General features: G+C 67.3%; 1 protein-coding gene. It reads left to right on the forward strand.

Annotated features, from left to right (window positions below; translation table 11 throughout):
* The first annotated feature begins 63 nt into the window (after positions 1–63).
* Positions 64–1,518 carry a glyceraldehyde-3-phosphate dehydrogenase gene (locus ACFWP5_RS52435; protein WP_384174545.1) on the forward strand — a complete coding sequence of 485 codons (1,455 nt, stop codon included), beginning with the start codon at positions 64–66 and terminating at the stop codon, positions 1,516–1,518.
* Positions 1,519–1,567: the final 49 nt, after the last annotated feature.

Below are 1,567 nucleotides of genomic sequence, written 5' to 3' on the forward strand. Positions count from 1 at the left end.
GCTGAACGGGCAGATGAACAGCGGGTTAGCATATGAGCGCCGCCTAGCTCGAAAGAGAAACCTGTGCCTGTCAACGAGGACTCGTTCACCAACTGGAAGACCCGCGAGGAGATCGCGGAGTCGATGATCCCGATGATCGGGAAGCTGCACCGCGAGCGGGACGTCACGGTCCTGCTGCACAGCCGCTCTCTGGTCAACAAGTCGGTGGTCAGCATCCTCAAGACCCACCGGTTCGCCCGCCAGATCGCCGGCGAGGAACTCTCCGTCACCGAGACCCTCCCCTACCTGCGGACGCTCACCACGCTCGACCTGGGCCCCTCCCAGATCGACATCGGCATGCTCGCCGCGACCCACCGGAGCGACGAACGCGGCCTCTCCGTCGAGGAGTTCACCGCCGAGGCCGTCGCTGGTGCCACCGGCGCCAACAAGATCGAGTGCCGCGAGGGCCGCGACGTCGTCCTCTACGGCTTCGGCCGCATCGGCCGCCTGGTCGCCCGCCTGCTCATCGAGAAGGCCGGCTCGGGCAACGGTCTGCGGCTGCGGGCCATCGTCGTGCGCCGGGGTGGGGGACGGGCCGTCGAGGATCTCGTGAAGCGCGCCTCGCTGCTGCGCCGCGACTCGATCCACGGCCAGTTCCAGGGCACGATCACCGTCGACGAGGCGAACGGCACGATCATCGCCAACGGCAACGAGATCAAGGTGATCTACGCGGGCGACCCGTCGGAGGTCGACTACACGGCGTACGGCATCAAGGACGCCATCCTCATCGACAACACGGGCAAGTGGCGTGACCGGGAAGGGCTTTCGGGGCATCTGCGGCCCGGCATCGACAAGGTCGTCCTGACCGCACCCGGCAAGGGCGACGTCCCCAACATCGTGCACGGCGTCAACCACGACACGATCAAGCCGGACGAGCAGATCCTGTCCTGCGCGTCCTGCACCACCAACGCGATCGTGCCGCCGCTGAAGGCGATGGCCGACGAGTACGGTGTGCTGCGCGGCCATGTGGAGACCGTCCACTCGTTCACCAACGACCAGAATCTGCTGGACAATTACCACAAGGCCGACCGTCGCGGCCGTTCGGCGCCGCTGAACATGGTGATCACCGAGACCGGTGCCGCCTCCGCCGTCGCCAAGGCGCTGCCCGACCTGAAGGCGCCGATCACCGGCAGTTCGATCCGGGTCCCGGTGCCGGACGTGTCGATCGCGATCCTCAGCCTGCGGCTCGGCCGCGAGACCACCCGCGCCGAGGTCCTCGACTACCTCCGCGATGTCTCGCTGACGTCCCCGCTCAAACGGCAGATCGACTTCACCACGGCCCCCGACGCGGTGTCGAGCGACTTCATGGGCTCGCGCCACGCCTCGATCATCGACGCGGGCGCCACCAAGGTCGACGGCGACAACGCGATCCTCTACCTCTGGTACGACAACGAGTTCGGCTACTCCTGCCAGGTCATCCGCGTCGTCCAGCACGTCTCCGGGGTCGAGTACCCGACGTACCCCGCACCGGCTGTCTGACCCGAGCGCGCTGAACGTACTGCGGCCCGGCCACCCAAGTGTGGGTGGC

The sequence above is a fragment of the Streptomyces sp. NPDC058469 genome (genome assembly GCF_042721125.1).
Taxonomy (GTDB): Bacteria; Actinomycetota; Actinomycetes; order Streptomycetales; family Streptomycetaceae; genus Streptomyces.